This window comes from Arthrobacter sp. BG3 (assembly GCF_056680185.1).
In genome coordinates, this window is record NZ_CM155270.1 from 1,975,725 (window position 1) to 1,997,377 (window position 21,653).

Below are 21,653 nucleotides of genomic sequence, written 5' to 3' on the forward strand. Positions count from 1 at the left end.
CGCACAGCGGCTACTGTGTGAGTTGTGTCACCCACAAGCGACACATGCTTATGATCTGCGGCGGGAGAGTCCTGCCGGTACGTTCTGCAGGCGCCGTAGGAGCAAATCCTCCCCAGGAATCTCTCAGGCCCACGTACCGCCGCGGCGAGGCAACTCTGGAAAGCAGTCCGTTACGCGGGCTCACCGACGGTGCAAGCGGCACCCTGTAAGCGCAGGGCCGCGGAAACTCTCAGGTCACATACAGAGCGGGGAGGAACCCGAATCATCGTCGCGCCCTCGGTGCGACCTGAATTATGGAGTTCCCCGTGACGAACAAGCCCTCCCTTTCCACCCTGGCTCCAGAAGGCCGGAAAATGCTGCGGATCGAGCAGCGCAATGCGGCCACCCCGGTGGAACGCAAGCCGGAATGGATCAAGGCCAAGGTCCAGATGGGCCCCGAGTACGTCCAGCTCAAAAACCTCGTCAAAAAAGAGGGCCTCCACACCGTCTGTGAAGAGGCCGGCTGCCCCAACATCTTCGAATGCTGGGAAGACAAGGAAGCCACCTTCCTGATCGGCGGCTCCGAATGCACCCGGCGCTGCGACTTCTGCCAGATCGACACCGGCAAACCCTCCCCCGTGGACGTCTTCGAACCCACCAAGGTCGCCCGCTCGGTCCAGGCGATGCAGCTGCGCTACGCCACCGTCACCGGCGTGGCCCGCGACGACCTCGCCGACGAGGGCGTCTGGCTCTACGCCGAAACGGTCCGCAAGATCCACGAACTGAACCCCGGCACCGGCGTCGAGCTCCTGATCCCGGACTTCTCCGGAAAACCCGAACACATCGAAGCGATCTGCGAGTCCAAACCCGAGGTCTTCGCCCACAACGTCGAGACCGTCCCGCGGATCTTCAAGCGCATCCGCCCCGCCTTCCGCTACGACCGCTCCCTGGACGTCATCACCCAGGGCCGCAAACTCGGCATGGTCACCAAATCCAACCTGATCCTGGGCATGGGCGAGACCCGCGGGGAAATCTCCGAAGCCCTCCAGGACCTCCACGACGCCGGCTGCGACCTGATCACTATCACCCAGTACCTGCGCCCCTCCGAACGCCACCTCCCCGTGGACCGCTGGGTCAAACCCCAGGAATTCGTGGACCTGCAGCACGAAGCCGACGAAATCGGCTTCCTCGGCGTCATGTCCGGACCCCTGGTGCGGTCCTCCTACCGCGCCGGCCGGCTCTGGGCCACCGCGATGCGCAAGAAAGGCTGGGACATCCCGGGCCACCTCGCCCACATCGAGTCCTCCGGCACCACCCGCCAGGAAGCCAGCTCACTCCTCGCGGCCCATGCCGGCGCCTGACACCCGTAAAGGACCCAAGATGTTCCCCACCCGACTGGAAATCATCCCCTCCGAGGGCATCGTCGACAAAGTCACTGCGGCCGTGCCCCTGGGCACAACACTCAGCATCACCTGCCTGCCCCACCACGGCATCGGGCGCACCATGCGTGTGGCAGTCGAGCTGGCCCAGCTGGGCTACACGGTGGTCCCGCACCTCGCGGCGCGTGCCCTGCAGGAGCGCCCCCAGCTCGTCGGAATCCTGCGCGAGTGCGACGCGGCCGGCATCAGGGAGGTCTTTGCCATCGGCGGGGACTCCCAGCGGGCCGCAGGACCCTACGGCACGGCGGCGGAGCTGATGGAAGACATCGCCCACTACACCGGCGGCGGCATCTCCATCGGTGTCGCCGGCTACCCCGAGGGCCACCCCTCCGTCGGCGGGCTCGACCTGCTGGATGCACTGCTGGCCAAGCAGCACCTGGCGAGCCGCATCGTCACGCAGATGTGCTTCTCCGCCCCGAAGATCGTGGACTACGTGGGCCTGCTGCGCCGCGAAGGCGTGGAACTGCCGGTCTGGGCGGGTGTCCCCGGTGCCGTACCCAGAACCAAGCTGGTCGCCCTTGGCACCCAGATCGGCGTCGGCGCCTCGCTGAAATTCCTCAGCCGCAAGGGCCCGCTGGCCCGCCGGCTCCTCAGCGGGGAACGCTACCAGCCTGCGAGCCTGATTTCCGGGCTGGCTGAACACCCGGGCAAAATTGCAGGCATCCACTTCTACACCTTCAACCACCTGACCGCGGCAACCGACGGGGCAACCCCGCCGCCCGGCCCCGCGGCAACCGTACTCGCGTCAATTTCAGGAGCAGCAAAATGAAGACCCAGGCTGAAACGCTGGCGCCGTCCCCCCACCTTGACCGGCAGCTCAGCAACCGCCACATCCAGCTGATCGCGATCGGCGGCGCCATCGGCACCGGGCTGTTCATGGGCTCGGGCAAGACTATTTCGGCGGCCGGACCCTCCGTCATCTTCGTGTACGCGATCATCGGTTTCATGCTGTTCTTCGTCATGCGCGCGATGGGCGAGCTGCTCTTGAGCAACCTGAACTACAAGTCCTTCAGCGACTTCGCCGCGGACCTGCTCGGCCCCTGGGCCGGGTTCTTCACCGGCTGGACCTACTGGTTCTGCTGGGTGATCACCGGAATCGCGGATGTCATTGCCATCGCCGGCTACTCCAAGGAACTCTGGCCGACCCTCCCGCTGTGGATCCCCGGCCTGGTCACCATCGCCATCCTCCTGCTGCTGAACCTGACCACGGTGCGGGCGTTCGGCGAGACGGAGTTCTGGTTCGCCCTGATCAAGATCGTTGCCATCGCGGCCCTGATCGTGGTCGGCCTGTTCATGATCCTCAGCGGGTTCAGCTCCGACGCCGGACCGGCCAGCTTCAGCAACCTGTGGAGCCACGGCGGCTTCTTCCCGAACGAATTCATGGGCTTCGTGGCCGGTTTCCAGATTGCCGTGTTCGCCTTTGTGGGAATTGAGCTCGTGGGCACCACGGCCGCCGAGGCCAAGGATCCGGAGAAGAACCTGCCCCGGGCGATCAACTCCATCCCCGTGCGTGTGCTGCTCTTCTACGTGGGCGCACTGATCATCCTGATGTCCGTCACACCCTGGACCCAGTTCAGCGCCGGACACAGCCCCTTCATCGCCATGTTCTCCCTGGCCGGCCTGGGCGCCGCCGCCACGGTGGTCAACCTGGTGGTGCTGACCTCGGCGATGTCCTCCGCCAACTCCGGCATCTACTCCACGTCCCGCATGGTGTACGGGCTGGCCCAGGAGGGCGACGCCCCGGCCGCGTTTGGCGCGCTCTCGAGCCGCAAAGTGCCCCGGAATGCCCTGTTCCTGACGTGCGTTCTCCTGCTCTCCGGCGTTGTGCTGATGTACGCGGGACAGGACATCGGCAAGGCCTTCGACATGGTGACCACCGTATCCGCGGTCTGCTTCGTCTTCGTCTGGTCCATCATCCTGGCCAGCTACATTGCCTTCCGCAGGCGCCGTCCGCAGCTGCATGAAGCCTCCAGGTTCAAGATGCCCGGCGGCATCCCGATGGTCTGGGTGGTCTTCGCCTTCTTCGCCTTCGTGCTCTGGGCACTGACCACCCAGCCCGACACCCTCCTGGCCCTGCTGGTCACGCCCATCTGGTTCGTCCTGCTGGGCATCGCCTGGTACATCCTGCGCCGCCGCCCCGCACACCTGGCCCGCTACGCGGCGTTCCAGGCCGAGCTCGCCCAGGACCGGGTACAGCAATAAACACCCCACAGACTCCGGGCCACCTCCAGCAAAGGCCCGCTTCGGCGCTCACACCGGCAGCGCCGGCTCCGCAGCGGGCACGACGACGGCGCCGGTCGCCGTCGAGTCCGGGTTCAGCATCCAGCCGACCCGCTTGGCGGTGTTGAGCACCACCACACTTTCCACGAGCTGAATTCCGGGGATCCGCAGCTGGAGTGCCTGTTCGGCGCTCATAACCTCCGCCAGGGAATGCAGCCACATCAGGATCACAAAGTTGGTGCGGCCCGTGGTGGAAGCGCTGAGCCGGACGTTGCGGAAGCTGCGCAGCTCGGCAGCGGCGGCTTCATGCTGGCCGGGCGGGACGTTGGCGAACCATTGGCAGCTGACCGGATATCCCGAGTAGTTCTGCGCGATTTCGCACCGGAACGAGAGAATCTGGCTGGCCAGCACACGATTCAGCTGCCGTTGGACGGTGGCCGGGCTGCGTCCCAGGGCGCGGGCAATGTCGGCAGCCGCCGCTCGCCCGTCCATTGCCAGGAACGGGATCAACTCCAGATGGCTCGGCGGCAGCGGCGGACCCTGGTTGCCGGCCGGCGCCGGCCCGGCAGCCTCGGGTCCCGCGAGCGCCTGAAGCGCGGCCTTCTGCGACTTGTCCAGCACGTTCAGCCGCCACGCGTAACCGCCGGAATGCAGACGCGTACACAGCGACGTCTGGTACTTGGTCAGGCCCGGGATCACTTTGAGCTGCGCAAGCACGACGTCGTTGAACTGGTCCAGGGTGGGCGTGATGACGGTCAGCATCAGGTCACGGTTGCTGGCAGCCTCCTCCACGGTGACCACTTCGGGGATGGCCGCCAGCGCTGCTGTGACCTCGGCGCGCAGCTTCATCTCGCAGTCCACATCCACCAGCGCCAGGCACATCTGCTTCGGATCTCCCATCAGATGGGCCGTGCTCCAGGCGGCACCGGAGGACTTCAGCCGCTCCCAGCGGGCGGCCAGCGTGGTGGCGTGGGCGCCCAGAATGCCGGCGGCATCCGACCAGCTGATCCGCGGCGCAATCTGCAGCGCATTGATCAGCTGAAGGTCTTCCTCACCGATCTCCACCGGAACCTCCTCCGCCACTGCATGAATCCTGTCCCAGCAATCATACTTCTGCGCGTTTCCAGCCATTTCCGGTCCTGTGATCCCAGTCACCCCACAATGGGTGCAAGGCACTTACCAATCGTTCGGAAAGCGGGAACATATGTCGGTCACAGAGGACGCCAGGGAACTGCACGGCGAGATCACCCGGCTGCGCCACGAGCTGCACCGGGAACCGGAAATCGGCCTCCAGATCCCCCGGACCCAGGAAAAAGTCCTAAAAGCCCTCGACGGGCTGCCGTACGAGATCACCCTCGGCGACACGACGACGTCGGTCACCGCCGTCCTCCGGGGCGGCGCACCACACACTTCGGCCGACAAACCCGTTGTCCTGCTGCGCGCGGACATGGACGGCCTTCCGGTCCAGGAGCGCACCGGCGCCGACTTCACCTCCCGGGTCGACGGCGCCATGCACGCCTGCGGCCACGACCTCCACACCTCGATGCTGGCCGGCGCCGCCACCCTGCTGGCCGAGCGCCGCGGGCAGCTCGCCGGCGACGTCGTCCTGATGTTCCAGCCGGGCGAGGAGGGCTGGGACGGCGCCGGCCATATGATCCGCGAAGGGGTTCTTGACGCCGCGGGCCGCCGCGCCGACGCCGCCTACGGCATGCACGTCTTCTCATCCCTGGAGCCTTACGGCCAGTTCGCCACCAAGCCGGGCGTCATGCTGAGCGCCTCGGACGGATTGTTCGTCACGGTCCTGGGCGCCGGCGGCCACGGCTCCGCCCCGCACGCGGCCAAGGACCCCGTCACGGCAGCCGCCGAGATGGTGACCGCGCTGCAGGTCATGATCACGCGGCAGTTCAACATGTTCGACCCCGTAGTCCTGACCGTCGGCGTCCTGCACGCGGGCACCGCACGGAACGTGATCCCCGAATCGGCGCGCATCGAGGCCACCGTCCGGACGTTCTCGCACGCCTCCCGCGAACGGATGATGTCCGCCGTTCCCACGCTCCTGAAAGGCATCGCCCACGCCCACGGCCTGGAGGTGGAGGTCGAATACCGCGGGGAATACCCGCTGAGCATCACGGACGAAAACGAGACCCTCACCGCCGAGAGGACCATCCAGGACCTGTTCGGCGACGCCAGGCTGACCCGCTGGGCCACCCCGCTCAGCGGGTCCGAGGACTTCTCCAGGGTGATGGAAGAGGTGCCGGGCACCTTCATCGGGCTCAGCGCCGTCGCCCCGGGGGCGGACCATGCCTCCACGGCGTTCAACCACTCCCCGTACGCCACGTTCGACGACGGCGTCCTCGCCGACGGGGCAGCGCTTTACGCGGAGCTTGCCATTGCCCGCATCGCCGCGCTTGCCGCCGGCCGCCCCATTTCCGCCGCTTCCTAGCCCTACTTCCCCGGAGAAATCATGTCCACCATCGTTAACCCGCAGCTCGCCACCCGGGCGGCCACGCGGAAGACCCTCCTCGGCACGGGCATCGGAAACGCCGTCGAATGGTACGACTGGGCGATCTACGCCACGTTCACCCCCTTCATCGCCAGCCAGCTGTTCAGCAAGGCGGACCCCGCCTCGGCGGTGCTGGCCACCCTGGCCATCTTCGCCGTCGGCTTCGTGGCCCGGCCGGTCGGAGGGTTCCTGTTCGGCTGGATCGGCGACCGCGTCGGCCGCAAGACATCCATGACGCTCGCCGTCGGCCTCGCATCGCTGGGCAGCCTCATGATCGGCGTCGCCCCGTCCTTCGCGACCGTCGGGGTCTGGGCGTCGCTGACGCTGCTGCTCGCCCGGCTGATCCAGGGCCTGGCCCACGGCGGCGAGCTGCCGTCGTCGCAGACCTATCTCTCAGAAGTCGCACCGAAAGAGAAGCGCGGCCTGTGGGCCACCCTGATTTACACCTCGGGAACGGTGGGAATCCTGGCCGGCACCCTGCTGGGCGCGATCCTGAACATGACGCTGAGCACCGATGCCATGAACGCCTGGGGCTGGCGCGTCCCGTTCCTCGTCGGAGCCGTCATGGGGCTGTATGCCCTGATCATGCGCTCCAAGCTGCACGAGTCCGAGGCCTTCGAGGGCGAGTCGACCTCCGAGAAGCGCGCCGCGATCTGGCCGCAGATTGTCCAGCACCGCAAGCAGGCCCTCCAGGTCGTCGGGCTGACCGTGGGCCTCACGGTGATCTACTACATCTGGGGTGTCGTGGCACCGAGTTACGCCGCCACCGTCCTGAAGATCGACCGCGGTGAAACCCTGTGGGCCAGCGTGGTCGCGAACCTCGTGTTCATTGCCGCGCTGCCCTTCTGGGGCAAGCTGTCCGACCGGATCGGCCGCAAGAAGGTGCTCTGGGCCGGAGCGGCCGGAGCCGCCGTCATGCACTTCCCGATGACCTGGCTGCTGAAGGACTCGGCCTGGCAGCTGGCCGTGGCCATGTCCGTCATGCTGATCTTCATCGCCGCCAGCGCCGCGATTGTTCCGGCCGTCTACGCGGAACTGTTCCCCACCAGCATCCGGACCATCGGCGTCGGCGTCCCGTACTCCATCTGCGTGGCCGTGTTCGGCGGGACCGCCCCGTACCTGCAGACCTGGCTTGGTGGCATCGGCCTCGCCAACGCCTTCAACCTGTACGCCGTGGTGCTCCTGATCGTCAGCGCATTGTTCGTCTTCACCATCCCGGAGACCAAGGGCAAGGACCTGACGCACTAGGCGCACAGCGCCGGGGCCCCGAGCCCGATCGGCTCCATGCGCGGCATGTCTGAATATCACGCCGGTTCCGGGCAGCTCGCATTGTGCGGAGCTGCCCGGAATTGGCGTTTGTGTGTCCGGGGCCCTTCAGAACACCTGGGTTTCGAGAAACTTGTAGATGGGGGACCCTCTTAGGCCGGGTGTCCCACAGCCGACAGGTAGCCCTCGATGGCGTCGGCGGCGGCCGCCGGGCCTCCGGACCCGCGGATGCGCTGCTTCATGGCCCGGACGTTGCGCCGGATTTCCTGATCGTCGCTGACTTCGGTAATGACCGTTCGGATCAGTGCCGGTGAGAGCGCTTCTGCGGGGAGCCGGCGTCCCAGTCCCAGTTCCTCGACGCGACGGGCGTTGGCTTCCTGTTCCGGCTGCAGCGGGAAGGCCACCAACGGAACCCCGTAGTACAGGGCCTCCATGGTGGAATTCATCCCTGTGTGGGAGAGAAACACGTCGGCATGGCCCAGGACATCCAGTTGCGGGAAGAACGCGCGGACTTCAACATTGTCCGGGATCTGCCCCAGCTCGGATACCGTGATGCGGTCGCCGACGGCCATGGCCACCTGCCAGGGGGTGGCGGCGAAGGCCTCCAGGCACATCCGGAAGAATTCCGGGCGGTCGTTCAACGGTGTGGTGCCCAGCGAAATGAAAACCAGCGGGCGGTCTCCCCTGCGGGGCTGCCAAGCCTGCTCAGCGCCTCTGGGGCCCAGGCAAGGCCCGACAAAGCGGAAGCTCGCGTCAAAGGTCTCCCCCGCTGGCTGGAATTCCCGCGGGATGAAGCAGATGTTCAACGAAGCCGACGGCCCTTCCATGAAGTTGAATTGGGCCAGACCCTGTTCGGCGGCGAAATCATCGATCAGCTGGCGGACCTGCTTCCAGGCCTTAATCATTTCGGCCGGCGGGCGGGCCGGCATCAGCTCCCGCAGGGAGAAATATTCGTTGGCGGCGTAGGTCGGCAGCAGCGCAATGTCGGGCACGGCGAGCTTCATGGCGGCGATCTTCCCTGCCAGGGTCATGGCGTCGTAACACACCGCGTCCGGCGGGTCCGCGGTCAGCCGGGCCATTAGGGCAGGGAATTCCTCCCTCGCCCTCTCCAGCAGCCGCTCCAGGAGACCGGACATCATCCCTGATCCCAAGCCCGCCAACATCCCCGTCCGCGGAGGCGCCGCCCCGTCGCCAGGCGGGCTGCCGACCCGGGGAAACTGGGAGGCGAGGTCCTCGCCGCTCTCAAAGAAGACGGCGCCGGCGGACTCGACCGCTCCGGCGTACCTCGCCGAGGTTGCATAGGTGACACGGTGGCCCCGCCGGACAAGCTCGGCAACAACCGGCAACGTGGGATTCACATGGCCCGCAGCAGGCAGACAAATGAAGGCAAAATGCATGTTCGCTGCTCCTCCGACGGGCAGGGGCTACCCCGTCCACCGGCGAGGCCAGCCGGATTGCGGGTTTTCCATCATCGTACGTACGTGGCATCCGGATGGCCATGAGACTTCAGCCCGGACACGGTAAATCCCGACTCTTCAGGGAGCCTGCTCAATAAGCTCCGGGCCGTTGTTTCGGACGCTGTTGACCCGGTCGGTGACCACCCTGGGGGTCAGGACTGGCTCCGGGATGGCTTCGAGCAGCTCCTGCACTTTGTCCCTGTCCGTTGTTTCCGGATCCAGCCACCGGGCATACATCCCTGGTGGAACGATGAGGGGTGCCCTGTCGTGGACGTGGCCGAGGGAATCATGGGCCGTGGTCGTCAACACTGTGCAGCTGAGCAGCCACCGGTGCGGGTCACCCTCAGGCAGAGACGGGTCCGGCCAGAACTCATATAGTCCGGCGAAGGCCAGCACATCATCAGTCTCGGAGTACAGATAATTCGGGATCTTCGTCCCGTCCTCGGCCTTCTGCCACTCGTAATATCCCTCCGCGGGAATCAGGGCCCGGCGCTTGATGACCGCCTTCCGGAACGAGGGCTTGTCCAAAATCGATTCACTGCGGGCGTTGATAAGCCGCGAGCCGATCTTGGTGTCCTTGGCCCAGGACGGGACCAGACCCCAGCGTGCGATCAACAGCCGGCGGTCGACCCCGTCGTCGTCCAGCTTCTCGGCGATGATGGGCACGTCCTGGGTGGGGGCCACATTCCAGCTGGGCGGCGGCGGGCTGCCCTCGGCCTCCTTGGCTTCGAAATGGCTGAGGAGGTCGCCTGTGGCTTTGGACATCACATATCTGCCGCACATGGGTTTATTGTGCCCACGGGACCGCGTGAGGTCCATTGTCCGGACTGAAACCTGGCCCTTCACGGGCCGACGCGATGAAGACGGCCCGGGCCATTGCATGACACTAAGCATGCTGATAGAACCGTGGTTACGGCCGCCTTCCACGACCGTGAATCGAAAGGACGTGCAGTCATGGGTTTTCTCGCGTTTCTCATTCTGGGTCTTATCGCTGGCGCTATCGCCAAGGCGATCCTTCCCGGGCACCAGGGAGGTGGCTGGGTGATCACGCTTGTTCTCGGCGTCGTGGGCGCAATCCTGGGAGGCTGGATCGGTTCACTGATCTTCGGCGGCGGCCTTGGTGACTTCTTCGATCTTCGGACCTGGCTCCTCTCCATCCTGGGTGCCGTCATAGTCCTTCTGATCTATGGCGCCGTGGCCGGCCGCAGAAGCAGGGCATAGAGGCCACGTCCGGCACCATCCTTCCCAAGGCGCATTAGGTTTCCGGATGGTCGGTCCGCGTTCCGCCCGCCGGCAACCCTGACGAGGTCTGCGAACCAGCGGCCGCTTTCCGAGGCGGCCCACGACTAAAAGCATCACTGCTGCAGAACTCAACGCGGTGACGGCATTCGTCGTCGGCTCGGGTCTCGAGGTCGAGGGGAGGACATTCGTGGAGGGCGAGTTCCTCGACACGGTCATCGGCATCCCCGACTCCCGCACTGAGATCATCATGCTGCGGCCACCCGACGGAGGTACCCGGCTGGAGCTCGCGAGCTTGCCCGGCCCGCCCACCGGCCCGGATCGCCCGCGGCAATGGCGAATGAGCTGGGGCTGCGCAGCGTGGCCTTCGAGGTCGACTATCTCCAGGCGACCGTCGACCCGGCCCCCGGCACGTGTTGCGGCGGTCAACTAATCGCCACGCCAACCGACCTTCGTGGGAAACCCAGCACCGTTTCGACTGCCTATTTGCCGGCCGTCCTTTTCGGTTCGGCGGCCGGAGGACGTTCCCCGCCTGCCCGGCCTGGAGGCGTGGATTCCTGCAACCTGACCCGGGCATGCAGGACGTCACCGATGAACCAGTCGTAGATCAGCACCCCGATCACGCCGCCGACCAGGGGTCCGACGATTGGGACCCAGAAATACCAGCTGAAGGCCCCTTCGACGGTGCCCGGCAGCGCCGTCTGCCCCCAGCCGGCCAGCCAGGCAAACAGCCGCGGCCCGAAGTCACGGGCGGGGTTGATGGCGTAGCCTGCGTTCGCGCCGATCGACATGCCGATGGCGGCCACCGCCAGCCCGATCATGAACGGACCCAGGTTCGCCTGGACGGCCGTATTGCGCATGTCGATAATGGCCACCACGAACATGACAAGGAACGCGGTGCCGACTATCTGGTCGACCAGCGGGCCCACGGGGTTGCCGTTGAAGTAGGGAGCGGGGAAAGTGGCGAAGATGGAGTAGCTGGCAAGCCCTTTGGGATCCGCACGGCCAGTGCCGACAGCCTTGTTGAACGCGTCGATAGCATCGTGATAGAGCAGGTACACCATCGCGGCCCCGGCGAAGGCCCCCAAGACCTGGGCCACGATATAGGGGCCGACCTTGCTCCAGGGAAATTTACGCCGGACCGCGAATGCCACGGTCACGGCCGGATTGATGTGCGCGCCGCTGACGCCACCGGCAACATAGATCGCCATGGTCACAGCCAGGGCCCATCCCCAGGTAATCAAGAGCCAGTCTCCGGCGGCCATGAAGATCGTCGTGGACGTCGCAGCCCGGCCAGATCCTGGCAAGGCGGCGACAGCCATAGCCACGACGCCGTCGCCGAAGGAGATCAGGACAAAAGTGCCTAGAAACTCTGCAAGAAGTTCACCCCAAGTCCCACCTAATCGTTTGAGGCCACTGCCGTTACGGACCGCATTCCTTAGCGGACTGATATCACTCATCGCGAGTGCCTCCCTTGAGTCATCTGCTTCACCTGCGTAAATTGACAACCCCAGCAGCCATATGCTACGCGGGATAGCTGCAGGACGCCATGGACTGAAGACCTGAGCTCCGGGAACCCCATCAAAGCCAGCGAGCCCGCACCGCGTCCGCTCCCCCTGACCGGCAGGCCTCGTCAGTGAGGGGGCGATCTGTCGTGATTGCGCAGCCCTCGCTAGACTTGAATTGCGCCGCAGAAGACGCAGAGTTCGTTTCGGGAAAGGCACGATCATGACCGACAACAGCGGCTTCGAACACACCCCGGGTGAGACAGGCCCGGAAGAGAAGCCGGAAGAACCAGACCTGCGGGGCCGGTACGTCGAAGGCGACTTTGGCAAGGCCGGCGTCGAGCGCGGCCGTCATGCCGACGACGAGGAGGGCCAATACATCGAAGGGGACTACGGGACGGCAGGAAGCGAAGGCGGCCTGCCAGAACCTTTGGGAAACAAGGCCAAGGCATCGGGACGCTACGTCAAAGCCGATTACGGGGATGCGGGATCGACCTCGGAGCGCACCGCTGAATCCGAAATCGGGCAGTACTCCGAAGGCAACTACGGGACGGGTGGTGCCGTAGATCCCCTCCGCAAGAAGAGTGCCGGCCCAGAACCGAAAAGCAGCTCAGACAAGTAAAAGTGGTGCAGCAAGCGCCGGACTGCGCTATGGCCTCTTAGCCACGCAGGACTCGAGGTCCCGTCGGTCCTCGACGCCTCGGAACGTTCGCCGGGGAACACTATCCCGAGCTGGTTCCTGATGGCGTCGGCGGTGGCCATGGTCCGGTTGGATTCGGCGAGCGGCCGTTGCGGGGCCTCCAGGTGCCCTGCCGCAATCCCGGGCGACGGCGGCGGCCTCGTAGTGCAGGCCCTCGAAGTGCGTTCCGGCCGGCTCCTCATCTCTTGCTCCTGGGTCACTTCACCCTCTTCACCTACATCGCCCCGTTCCTTCAGGCCTCCGGACTGCCGGATACCTTCACTGGCCTGACCCTGTCCGTCGTGGGCGTCTCCAGCCTGGTGGGGATCAGGATTGCGGGCCCCACGGCGGATTCCCGTCCGCGGCGCTCCTTGATGTGCGCGGTTGCCCTGCTCGTGGGCTCCTTCGCGCTCTTGCCCCTGCTGGGCGGCACCTGGGCGGGCGAACTCGTGCTGGTGACCCTGTGGGGAACCGCATTTGGGGCCATCGGCATCTACAATCAGGCAGCGATCCTCCGCGACGGTGGTGAACACAAGGATGCGGCTAACGGCCTGACGGTCGTCACCATCCAGCTGGGCATCGCCGTCGGCGCGGGCTACGGCGCCCTGGCCCTAACCACCGTCGGGGCCCAGTTCGTCCCGCTGGCAGCAGCAGTCCCGACGGCGGCAGCAGTCCCGACGGCGGCAGCCCTTGCGATCATCATGGCCAGCCGCCGCGGCGGCTACCCCGCCGGCCCCCGTGAAAAATCCGCCCACGCCGGGCACTCATCGACCCCAACGCCTTAGGTCCCTCCAACACAGCCGGTTTCGCTCCGTTGATCAGACGTCGGTCAGGCTGTCCTCTGGAGTGCTCCGCTTTTGCGATCCCAAAGCCTTGCCCGCATTACGCGCCATGCGGTGGCCAAGATTCAAAACACGGAGCGACAAGTCCTCCGGCTGCAACTGCGCTGCCGCCAAGTCTCCAGCCGCCAGGACCCCTTCCTCCAAGCCGCCGGTGCGCGCGGTGGCGCCGGAACTTTCCGAAGCACCTGGGCCGTCCCCGACACGATGCAGATTCGACAGCGCCGCTCCCGGGCTGCTTGGGAGAACAGCGGACCACAGCGCTTCCACCGTCGCGACGGCCACGGTGGCACCCGTGGGTCCCGCAACCAGCCAGCCGTCGCCGGTGGCAGCCACTTTCGGGGCCCCGGGCCACGATCGGCAGACGTCGTTAATCGTTTGGGCGACAACCAGGTGCTGCCGCATCGTCCGGACCGGCCCCAGTACGGGGTCGCTCACGACACTTCGCCCGCACGCACCGCACATGTGAGTGACCCCCTCCCTAAGGCATGACGTCGCCGGAATTCGGCCCCAGCGTCTGACCGACATACAGGTTGCCCCCCGGATCACTGGCGAGAAGCAGCGCCGTGGGCGCGACCTCGGCCGTAAGACCGAAGCGCAGCAGCGGCAGTCCGGCACGCTTCGCCGCCTTCCAGTCCTCTGAAATGCCGTCAACCAGGGGCGTCTCGATGGGGCCGGGGGCGATGCTGTTGACCAGCACGTTGTCACCGGCCACTTCCAGGGCCAGAGCCTTGGTCAGTCCCACCACCCCGGCTTTGGCGGCGCTGTAGTGACTGAGCCCGGTGCCGCCCTTAATGGCCAGCTGGGAGGCGATGTTGATAATGCGGCCCCACTTCTGCTGCCGCATCTGTCCCACCACCTCCCGGCAACACAGGAAGACCCCCGTCAGGTCAACGGCAATCGTCTCGTTCCACATGGCCAGGGTCATGTCCTCCAGCGGTGATTCCGTCAGAAGACCCGCGCTGTTCACGAGAATATCTATGCTCCCAAGCTCGGCGCGTGCGGCGTCGAAACCAGCCCTCACGCTCGCTTCGTCTGAGACGTCGACGGCGATGGTTCCCGCCGCGCCGGACCGGTCGAGGACCGCCACTCTGTCGCCGTTGGCGGTGAAGGCTTCGGCAATGGCCTTACCTATGCCGCTGGCTCCGCCGGTGACCACAACAGCGCGGCCCTCCGCGTGACGGGAGGCGTCAGGGTTGTTCATTCTTGTCCTTCCGGGGCGTTTTCAGGCGCGCATCTTGATGGTGAGGCCGCCGTCGACTATCAGGGATTGGCCCGTGACATAGACGGCGTCATCGGAGGTCAGGAAGCCGATCACGCTGGCGACCTCCTGGGGTCGTCCCACCCGGCCGCAGGGGATCTCCAGCCCGGCGCGTCTCAGCCCTTCGGGCCCCAGCGAGTTCACCGGGTCCAGGGATTGCGGCGTCTCGATGAGTCCGGGGATGACCGCGTTGGCGCGGATGCCGCGCGGTCCAAGCTCGGCGGCCACGCTGCGGACCAACCCCAGGACGCCGGCTTTGGCGGCCGCGTAGTGGGCATGTTCCTCCCACCCGTAGACACCTCCGGCAATGGAGGACACGGCAACCATCGCTCCTCCGTCGGTCATCCTTGCGGACCCGGCACGCAGGGTCCGCAGCACGCCGGTGAGGTCGACGTCGAGCATGTCGTGCCACCGCTCATCGGTCATCTCGCCCAGCGGCGAGTTGCGGAGGATTCCCGCGTTGGCCACCGCGTAGTCCAGACGGCCATACTCTTCGACGGCGCGTTCGGCGAACGCATCGACGGACGGTGTGCTGCGGACATCCACTTCGTGGATAACCCCGCGGCCACCCGCGTCCTTCACCAGGCGGAGGGTCTCTTCCGGGTCGTGCGGGTCACCGGGAAAGGTGCCGATCACCGAATGCACGCCGCGGTGGGCGTAGTGGACCGCGAGGGCCCGTCCAATGCCACTGGCCGCTCCAGTGATAACAGCCACCCTTGTCTCCGTTGTCATACTTCAACCTCGTGCGGGTGGTCCTCGAGCAGTGCCTCTTCCGGCGGCTTGGCGGCGATCATCAGGAGGCCGGAGAACAGCGTGCCGGCCGCGCCGACCCACAGGGCCGCTGCGCCGGTTCCCGCGCTGGCTGCCGCTGCCGTGAACAGCGCGCCGCCAAGAATGGTGCCGGGCTGGCTCATGGCGCCAATGAAGGCGGTGCCGGTGGCGCGGCAGCTGACGGGGTAGCACTCGGCCATGAAGTACTGGATTGCCGCGTACGGCCCGACCAGGAAGAACAGTCCCGCACCGTAGGTGAGGATAATCATGAAGGGGCTCGTGGCGATGGGGCTGAGCATGATCGAGAAGGAGATGCCCGAGAGAATCCAGCCGCCGATGATGGTCCGTTTGCGGCCGATCTTGTCACCGAGCCATCCGTGGAAGACGTAGCCGAAGTACGCCAGCAAGTTGATGACAATCAGCATCCAGAAGGCGTCCGAGAGTTCAACACCCTTGGCGTTCTTCAGGACGGAGCTGCCAAGGATGCTGAAGATCATGATGCCGAAGAAGTTGAAGATCCAGGCCAGCGAGAAGACGATCGTGTTCCGGCGCAGGTGCGGTTCCCAGATGCGCTTGAGCGGGGCCGCGGAAGAGTGTTCGACGCCGTAGGCGTGGGCCAGGGCGTGGGCTTCGTCGGGCTGGCCGCTCTTCTCAAGTTCGGTCAGCTTGTGGTGCAGTTCGAACTGGGGGGTCTCCTTGAGCTTCTTGGCTATGACCCAAACGATGACCGCTGCCGGGACAGTGGCCATGAGGTACAGGGCTCGCCACCCGAGGGACGGGAGGAAGGCCAGGGCGAGTGCACTGGCGAGCAGGAAGCCGAGGGGCCAGCCGCCCTGGATGAAGGAGTAGTGGAAGCCGGGGCGCTTGCGCTTATCGGCGACTTCCGTGACCTGGTAGACCTCGTTCATGTAGGTCGCGTTGACTGCCTGCTCCGAGAATCCGAGTCCGCCGAAGGAACGGACCAGCACAAGCAGGCCGTTGCTGAGGAACGGGATTCCGGTGGGGATCAGGGCCGTCAGGCCGGAGACGATTGCGGTGCCGCCGATGGTCGTCATCATGCCCTTGCGGCGGCCGAGCCGGTCAATGACGGGACCGATGCCGAAGCAGACGATCGCGGTACCGACGGCGATCCAGGTATTGATTGCGTAGGCTTCAGTCGCACTCCAGCCAAACTCCTCCTGCATGGCCGGCAGGAGGGTGCCGAAAAGTCCGTAGTCGAACACGGCTACGGTCCAGGCCAGCAGGGCCAACACGGTGGCGGTGGTCGTATGGCGCTTGGAGAAGACCGGGAACCGGCGCTTCTCGTTGGGTGCGGGTTTCGTCAGGTCGACGGCGGGCTGCTGGATGGTCATTACTGGTTTTCCTTTCGGGGGCTGCGTGCGAGGAAGGAGTCCGCGATCTGGTCGAACGTGAGCCAGCTGACGCCCTCGTGAGAATTGATGTGTTCGATGAGGCGTTCAAGCATGAGCAGGACCTGGGGGCGGCCCGAGACATCCGGGTGGATGGTCATGGTGAAGACTGCCTGGTCCATCTCCCGGTACACCCAGTCGAACTGGTCGCGCCACATCTGTTCGATGTCCCGGGGGCTGACGAAGCCGTGGGAGTTCGGGGCCGCCTTGATGAACATCATGGGAGGAAGATCGTCCAGATACCAGTTGGCCGGGATCTCGACGAGGTCGGTCTCCTTGCCACGGACGAGCGGCTCCATCCAGGTCTCCGCGGCCTTGGTGTAATCGATCTTCTTCCAGCTGTCACCGACCCGCACGTAGTAGGGCTCGAAATCGCGGTGCATCAGGGAGTGGTCGTACTTGATCCCCCGTTCCAGGAGGATCTCGTTGGTGACCGGGGAAAATTCCCACCATGGAGCGACGTAGCCTGTGGGGCGACGGCCGGACACCTTTTCGATGAGTTCGATCGACCGGTCCAGGATGGCCGTCTCCTGATCGCGGGTCATGGCGATGGGGTTTTCATGCGAGTATCCGTGGACGCCGATTTCGTGTCCCGCGTCCACAATCATCCGGGTCAGGTCCGGGAAAGTCTCGATGGAGTGGCCGGGCACGAACCACGTGGCTGGCAGGCCGTACTTCTCGAAGAGACGGATAAGACGCGGGCCGCCGACCTCGCCGCTGAACAGGCCGCGGGAGATATCGCACGGGGAATCCTCGCCCCCGTAGGAGCCGAGCATTCCGGCTACGGCGTCCACGTCTACGCCGAACGCGACTTGGATGTCCTTAGTCATGAGTTCAACCTTTCATTGCGTTTTTGCTGGGTTATCTTGAGGGGTTTTGGTTTCGGGGTGGTCCGGGGCCGCGCCCCGGAGGGTGAAGCTTTCCGCGATGCGGGCCGCGGGTGTGCCGAGCCGGAGCAGCAGGCTGAGGAGGACCAACGACTGGGATGGCCTGAGCAGCCCCGAAGAGATGGCACCCGCCGCACGCAGGTCGTCACCGCCGCCGTCGCCATACAGGGGCACGACGGCGCCGGCCTCCACCCGGGTGCTCGTCACCACCACGACGCCGGCCGCGGTCGCCTGGGCGACCTCCCGGCATATCTCGCCGTTGGCGTTGCCCGATCCCGTTCCCTGGAGCACAATCCCCGCCGCCCCGGCCTGAAGGGAACTTCGCAAGAGGGCGGCATCCGCCCCCGGATAAGCAGCGACGAGGTCCACGCGAGGCGAACCGGCCCCGCTGCCAGGTAATGGCAACGGGGCAATTGCGGGCCGTGCTGGCTTCAAACTGACCTCGCCCGATTCGCTCACCGATCCAGCCGTTCCGAAATCCGGGTTAGCGAAGGCATCAAGCCTCGTTGTGTGGCACTTCCGCACTCCGGCCGCAGGGAAGATGGTCCCGGCAAACGCCAGCAGCACACCCTTCCCCCGGGACTCCGGGGAACCGGCGACTGCGATCGCACGGGCCAGATTGCCGGGGCCGTCGGGGGCCCGGGAATCGGCAGCCTGCTGCGCTCCGGTGAAGACGACCGGGCGGGGATCATCATGTGTGAGATCCGCCAGATATGCCGTCTCCTCCATCGTGTCCGTGCCGTGGGTGACTACGACACCCAGAACCTGCGGGTCGGTGAAGGCCTCGCGGATCCTGGCGCAGATAGCGATCATGTCGTCGACGGTCAGCAGGTACGAACCCTTCCGGAAGACGTCGACTACACGGACCGGATGGGGCGCTGGCACGCCCAAGCTGGCGAACACCTGCTCCCCCGTGTCCGACGCCACCGCGCCCCCTCCGGCCTCGGAGCCGCGGGAGGAAATCGTTCCTCCCGTGGCGAGTAGCACCACATGGGTGCTGCCCGAATCTGTGACGGTCATTTTCGCTCCATTAGTCCTGCATCTGCTCCCAGACGCCTACCCAATCGATTGGGTTGTTGGATAAAAAGTATCTTCGCGATGTTTCCCCCAGATGCCGCACGGTGTTTCGGCGCGTAAACACTCCGCCGCTTTGCCGGCGTATGCCCGCCTACCCAATCGATTGGGTTAGGGGGGTAAAATGACTATAGAATGTGAGCTGAGACACGTCAAGGGTCCTAGGGCCAGATTTCCGCACCTTATCGGGCAGTCTTGATGATGACGTCTTCTTGAGCTGCAGCAGGGGAACTAATGAAGGAAATCACGGCCGATGGCCGCACAGTCACGCTGAAGGACCTTGCCAATGAGCTCGGCATCCACCCGTCGACCGTGTCCAGGATCCTGCACTCGGGCTCCGACGTGGCGCGGGGGGCGGCCTCCGTTGCAACTGCCGAACGCGTGCGCGATCTGGCACGGAAGCGGGGCTACTCCCCGGACCCACAGGCCGCCGGCCTGCGGACGCGACGGACCCGGCTCATGGGCGTGATCGTTCCCCGGCTTTCGGATCTTGTCCTCGCCATCATGTACGAGGGCATTGAAGAGGCCTCAGCTGAGCTTGGCTATTCCACGTTTGTCATGAACTCCCGGGACGACCCGGAGGAACAACGCCGGAAAACGGACACCATGCTGGCCCGCCGGGTGGACGGGCTGATCATCGGAGACGCACATCTGGACAGCAGCCTGTTGCGGGATCTGACCGCCCGCAAGGTCCCTTTCGTGCTCATGAACCGCCGCGTACCCGGTTACCCGTCCGCCACCTGCGACGACGTCCTCGGCGGCCAGCTTGTGGCCGACCATCTGTGGAGCAAAGGGCATCGGAACGTAGCCGTGATCGCCGGTGAGCCCTACGCGAGCACCGCCGTCGACCGGACAGCCGGTTTCGCCGACCGATGGCAATCCCTGGGGGGCAAGATTCCCCAGGAAGCCGTGGTCTGGTCCCGGTTCGACACTGCCGGCGGAAGGAAAGCGGCCGAGACAATCCTGACCGACGGCAATCCCCGTCCCACTGCCGTGTTCGCCGTTAATGACTTCGCAGCGATCGGCGCCATGGGAGCACTTCGGTCCCACGGCCTCACTGTCGGCCATGACATGGCGGTCGTGGGTTTCAATGACACATCCCTGGCCTCGGAGCTTCCGATCCCGCTGTCCTCGGTCCGTTCCCCCATGCTGGACATCGGGCGGACGGCGGTACAGCTCCTGCAGCGCGTCCTTGACGGCGAACACGTCGAATCCATCAGGTTGAAACCAACCCTGTGCGTGCGGGAAAGCAGCGCCCGGACGGAGCCCCCGGCCGCGGTTCCGGTGCCACCGGGCAGCATTTGATTCAGCCTCCGGAACATGGCCGACCAACCGGCACAGGGGCGTCGCCGCTGCGGGCATATTCGTCCGGGTTTCACTGTTGCTACGACTTTCAACCGCATCCATTCCCTCACGTGCCGGGGCCTGGGAAGACTCGTGAGCGCACCGATAGAACGGCGTCCCGCCTTCAAGAGCGTCGCCGTCGCGGGCCCCCGGACCCATCTCGGGCACACGAAATGCCAACGAGATCAGAAGACTTACGCGCATCGGGCCACGGTGCGACCACAGGATTATTGAAGCGCCGTGGTGATGCTCAGGGCGAGCACGCAAGTGGCGCGGACTTCGCCGTCTGACAAATCCAGTTTGAGAAGCTCCCCGATTTTCCGCAGCCTGTAGCTGAGCGTATTTCGGTGGATAAAGAGCTCGTCGCAGATCTTCGCGGAATTCCCACTGTGGCGCAGGTAAGCGTCGAACGTCTCCCGCAAGGCGCTGCGGCCGTCGGCGGCCAACGGGGCCAACAGCCGCTGGCACATGGCCACCAGGCCTGGGCTGGGCAGCCCCTGCACAATGCCGGCGAGATCGGCCAGCGGCGCCTGGTGCACGCCGGCCGGCCCAACGTGACGGCGGGCAAGCTGCAGCGCCAGCGGCAATTCGCTGAGGCTTAGGGATTCGGAGACGACGACGGACAGCTCCGGGGCGTCCGTAAAAAACCCCCGTGTGGCATCCAGCAGATCGGCTGCTCCGTGCCGGTGCTGCAACAGAAGAGTCGTGAGCCCGGATTCCTCCATGAACCTCACCGTGCTGAACCCGGCCTGCAGCCCCACGCGTGCGCGCCAGGCGATGGCACGCAGCTTTGCCGGGGCTACTTCTTCCGAACTGCCGATCAGCACCGCGACCCAATCGCCGTCCGGATCAAATCCGGATTCGAGGGCGTAGCGGCGCAACGGCGCCGACGGCTCACCGCGGTCCTCATACAGGGCCTCCACAAAGCGTGAGGCCTCCCGGGAATGCAGGGGCGAATGCGAGCCCAGCGTGTAGCTCAGCTGCATCGCGATGACTGCAGCCACGGGGCCAAGAATGGGCTGCAGCACGATGTCGCTCCCGATTCCCTCGATGGCAAGCCGGAATTGCTCGGATTCGCCGCTGGGCAGGCGCAGCGCGGTCCGCGTGGGCCCGCCGTGGGCCGCCCCCGCGGAAACAAGCTCGAACGCATTGCGGTCGATCACGGCCACCCTCGCGTTGACGGCGTCCGCCACCCGCTCTAGAACCTCAAAGAGGGAATGCCCGTCGGCCGCCAACCGGGTGCATTCATCGGCCAGCTCCCAGCCCTTTCGCAGCTCCTCGTAGCGCTCGGCGGCGATGGCCTGCTCCACATGGCGCATGATCAGCACGAAGGGCACCTCAGGAGGCAGTTCCAGCAGGGGCAGGCCGTGCGCCTCGCAGGCCTGGATAAGGCCGGCCGGCAACTCGCTGTGCGCGGCGCCCAGCCCGAATGCCAGCCCGGAGACCGGCACGGCCGCCAGCCGTTCTACGTACGCGTCCCAGATCCTGAAGTCCGTGACGTTCAGGCCCATGCCGTTGGTCAGCACAAGGGCATTCACGCTGAGGAAGGGCGTGGGGTCCATATGTTCCGTCGGGGCGCACCAGGTGATGGGTCGAGCCAGGCGACCCTCGCCGCCCGTAACGCGCAGGCGGATATTGAGGTCGGCGTCGTCCGCCAGATCTGAGATACGCAAGGAGGCCTCCAAGGATGGCGGGAGTCACCCGCTGCACAGTGCAATAAGCATAATTCAAGCCGCCAGATTCAGCGGCCTGCACAATATCGGCAACTCGAAATGCTGAGT

At 65.6% G+C, this 21,653-nt stretch carries 20 protein-coding genes and 1 riboswitch; of the genes, 9 read left to right on the forward strand and 11 right to left on the reverse strand.

Annotation, left to right across the window (positions count from 1 at the left end; translation table 11 throughout):
- Window positions 1-51: 51 nt before the first annotated feature.
- Window positions 52-149: riboswitch (glycine riboswitch) on the forward strand.
- Between the two features lie 204 nt (window positions 150-353).
- The 3 genes from lipA to AC1MFL_RS08780 are packed head-to-tail and all read left to right on the forward strand — an operon-like array spanning window position 354 to window position 3,620.
- Complete coding sequence (gene lipA / locus AC1MFL_RS08770; protein WP_479815402.1) at window positions 354-1,340, forward strand: lipoyl synthase; 987 nt, start codon at window positions 354-356, stop codon at window positions 1,338-1,340.
- A gap of 19 nt (window positions 1,341-1,359) precedes the next feature.
- Window positions 1,360-2,187 carry a methylenetetrahydrofolate reductase gene (locus AC1MFL_RS08775; protein WP_479814857.1) on the forward strand — a complete coding sequence of 276 codons (828 nt, stop codon included), beginning with the start codon at window positions 1,360-1,362 and terminating at the stop codon, window positions 2,185-2,187.
- A complete protein-coding gene (locus tag AC1MFL_RS08780) occupies window positions 2,184-3,620 on the forward strand; it encodes an amino acid permease (RefSeq protein ID WP_479814859.1) in 1,437 nt (478 codons plus the stop codon). The genes AC1MFL_RS08775 and AC1MFL_RS08780 overlap by 4 nt, the downstream gene beginning before the upstream one ends.
- A 48-nt stretch (window positions 3,621-3,668) precedes the next feature.
- Here AC1MFL_RS08780 and AC1MFL_RS08785 read toward each other — a convergent pair whose 3' ends face one another.
- On the reverse strand, window positions 3,669-4,721 hold the full coding sequence (locus AC1MFL_RS08785) for an Lrp/AsnC family transcriptional regulator (RefSeq protein ID WP_479814861.1): 1,053 nt from the start codon (window positions 4,719-4,721) through the stop codon (window positions 3,669-3,671).
- A 121-nt stretch (window positions 4,722-4,842) separates the two neighbouring features.
- Between AC1MFL_RS08785 and AC1MFL_RS08790 the strand changes: the two genes are divergently transcribed.
- Entirely contained in the window at window positions 4,843-6,081 is a 1,239-nt protein-coding gene (locus tag AC1MFL_RS08790; RefSeq protein ID WP_479814862.1) for a M20 metallopeptidase family protein, read from the forward strand.
- Window positions 6,082-6,102: 21 nt separating this feature from the next.
- Window positions 6,103-7,389 (forward strand): MFS transporter, encoded by a 1,287-nt coding sequence (locus AC1MFL_RS08795; protein WP_479814863.1) that lies wholly within the window; start codon window positions 6,103-6,105, stop codon window positions 7,387-7,389.
- Window positions 7,390-7,559: 170 nt separating this feature from the next.
- Here the strand turns inward: AC1MFL_RS08795 and AC1MFL_RS08800 are convergent, their stop codons facing one another.
- On the reverse strand, window positions 7,560-8,804 hold the full coding sequence (locus tag AC1MFL_RS08800) for a macrolide family glycosyltransferase (protein WP_479814864.1): 1,245 nt from the start codon (window positions 8,802-8,804) through the stop codon (window positions 7,560-7,562).
- A gap of 138 nt (window positions 8,805-8,942) precedes the next feature.
- Entirely contained in the window at window positions 8,943-9,647 is a 705-nt protein-coding gene (locus AC1MFL_RS08805; protein WP_479814865.1) for an SOS response-associated peptidase, read from the reverse strand.
- 171 nt (window positions 9,648-9,818) lie between these two features.
- On the opposite strand from AC1MFL_RS08805, the gene AC1MFL_RS08810 reads away from it, so the two are divergent.
- Entirely contained in the window at window positions 9,819-10,085 is a 267-nt protein-coding gene (locus AC1MFL_RS08810) for a GlsB/YeaQ/YmgE family stress response membrane protein (RefSeq protein ID WP_479814867.1), read from the forward strand.
- Window positions 10,086-10,585: 500 nt separating this feature from the next.
- Here AC1MFL_RS08810 and AC1MFL_RS08815 read toward each other — a convergent pair whose 3' ends face one another.
- Complete coding sequence (locus tag AC1MFL_RS08815) at window positions 10,586-11,563, reverse strand: MIP/aquaporin family protein (RefSeq protein WP_479814869.1); 978 nt, start codon at window positions 11,561-11,563, stop codon at window positions 10,586-10,588.
- Window positions 11,564-11,831: 268 nt separating this feature from the next.
- On the opposite strand from AC1MFL_RS08815, the gene AC1MFL_RS08820 reads away from it, so the two are divergent.
- Together AC1MFL_RS08820 and AC1MFL_RS08825 are read left to right on the forward strand one after the other, a co-directional pair.
- Complete coding sequence (locus tag AC1MFL_RS08820) at window positions 11,832-12,230, forward strand: hypothetical protein (protein WP_479814871.1); 399 nt, start codon at window positions 11,832-11,834, stop codon at window positions 12,228-12,230.
- Window positions 12,231-12,493: 263 nt separating this feature from the next.
- Window positions 12,494-13,072 carry an MFS transporter gene (locus AC1MFL_RS08825; RefSeq protein WP_479814873.1) on the forward strand — a complete coding sequence of 193 codons (579 nt, stop codon included), beginning with the start codon at window positions 12,494-12,496 and terminating at the stop codon, window positions 13,070-13,072.
- A gap of 33 nt (window positions 13,073-13,105) precedes the next feature.
- On the opposite strand, the gene AC1MFL_RS08830 is transcribed toward AC1MFL_RS08825, so the two are convergent.
- The 6 genes from AC1MFL_RS08830 to AC1MFL_RS08855 form a co-directional block, all read right to left on the reverse strand.
- The gene (locus AC1MFL_RS08830) at window positions 13,106-13,462 is read right to left on the reverse strand and encodes a hypothetical protein (protein ID WP_479814875.1); all 357 of its coding nucleotides are present in this window, start codon (window positions 13,460-13,462) and stop codon (window positions 13,106-13,108) included.
- Between the two features lie 145 nt (window positions 13,463-13,607).
- Entirely contained in the window at window positions 13,608-14,330 is a 723-nt protein-coding gene (locus AC1MFL_RS08835) for an SDR family NAD(P)-dependent oxidoreductase (RefSeq protein WP_479814877.1), read from the reverse strand.
- A gap of 21 nt (window positions 14,331-14,351) precedes the next feature.
- Complete coding sequence (locus AC1MFL_RS08840) at window positions 14,352-15,119, reverse strand: SDR family NAD(P)-dependent oxidoreductase (protein WP_479814879.1); 768 nt, start codon at window positions 15,117-15,119, stop codon at window positions 14,352-14,354.
- Window positions 15,116-16,510, reverse strand: coding sequence for an MFS transporter (locus tag AC1MFL_RS08845; protein ID WP_479814881.1), 1,395 nt, complete (start codon window positions 16,508-16,510; stop codon window positions 15,116-15,118). Before AC1MFL_RS08845 ends, AC1MFL_RS08840 begins: the two co-directional genes overlap by 4 nt.
- On the reverse strand, window positions 16,510-17,397 hold the full coding sequence (locus AC1MFL_RS08850) for a polysaccharide deacetylase family protein (protein ID WP_069949753.1): 888 nt from the start codon (window positions 17,395-17,397) through the stop codon (window positions 16,510-16,512). The genes AC1MFL_RS08845 and AC1MFL_RS08850 overlap by 1 nt, the downstream gene beginning before the upstream one ends.
- Window positions 17,398-17,409: 12 nt before the next feature.
- Complete coding sequence (locus AC1MFL_RS08855) at window positions 17,410-18,474, reverse strand: asparaginase (RefSeq protein WP_479814883.1); 1,065 nt, start codon at window positions 18,472-18,474, stop codon at window positions 17,410-17,412.
- Window positions 18,475-18,762: 288 nt separating this feature from the next.
- Here AC1MFL_RS08855 and AC1MFL_RS08860 point away from each other — a divergent pair, with 288 nt between their 5' ends.
- A complete protein-coding gene (locus AC1MFL_RS08860) occupies window positions 18,763-19,833 on the forward strand; it encodes a LacI family DNA-binding transcriptional regulator (RefSeq protein WP_479814885.1) in 1,071 nt (356 codons plus the stop codon).
- Between the two features lie 266 nt (window positions 19,834-20,099).
- On the opposite strand, the gene AC1MFL_RS08865 is transcribed toward AC1MFL_RS08860, so the two are convergent.
- Window positions 20,100-21,545, reverse strand: coding sequence for a PucR family transcriptional regulator (locus AC1MFL_RS08865; RefSeq protein ID WP_479814886.1), 1,446 nt, complete (start codon window positions 21,543-21,545; stop codon window positions 20,100-20,102).
- Window positions 21,546-21,653: the final 108 nt, after the last annotated feature.